Source organism: Pseudomonas sp. EA_5y_Pfl2_R50 (assembly GCF_963970475.1).
Classification (GTDB): Bacteria; Pseudomonadota; Gammaproteobacteria; order Pseudomonadales; family Pseudomonadaceae; genus Aquipseudomonas.
On record NZ_CAXAPT010000109.1, the window covers coordinates 1 to 523 of the forward strand.

1 protein-coding gene is annotated in these 523 nt (G+C 66.5%); it reads left to right on the forward strand.

Features of this window, described 5'->3' with window-relative positions:
• Window positions 1–523: glycosyl hydrolase family 95 catalytic domain-containing protein (locus tag AACY19_RS26950; RefSeq protein ID WP_445262333.1), on the forward strand; the 523-nt coding region annotated here is incomplete at both ends.

Genomic DNA, 523 nt, shown 5'->3' on the forward strand with positions numbered 1-523 from the left:
CGCCGCCGCGACCAGCTACCGCCGCTATGATGACACGGGCGGCGACCCCGTTGGCGCGGTGCGCGCCGCCGGGCAGGCGGTCGAACACAAGGCGTATCACGCGTTGCGACGGTCGCATGTGACGGATCATGCGGCGCTGTTCGGCGGGGTGAAGATCGATCTGGGCACCAGCCCGGCGGCGGCGTTGCCGACCGACGAACGCATTGCGGCGGGCGCAAGCGCGGTCGATCCGGCGCTGGCGGCGCTGTTCAACTACACCCCGCCCAGCACCAACCCGTATGACCGCGTCACCGATATCGACGCAGCCTTGGGCGTGAACACCAATGAAGGCGGCGTCTCGGCGATTGCCGACTGGAATGTCGGTTTCGCAACTCTCACCTCGGTCAGCGCGTGGCGCTTCTGGAACTGGGATGCCGCCAATGACCGTGATTATACCGGCATCCCGGTCCAGCTCAGCCAGCACATCCCGTCGCGCCAGGATCAATATAGCCAGGAACTGCGGCTCGCCTCGAATGGCGAGCAT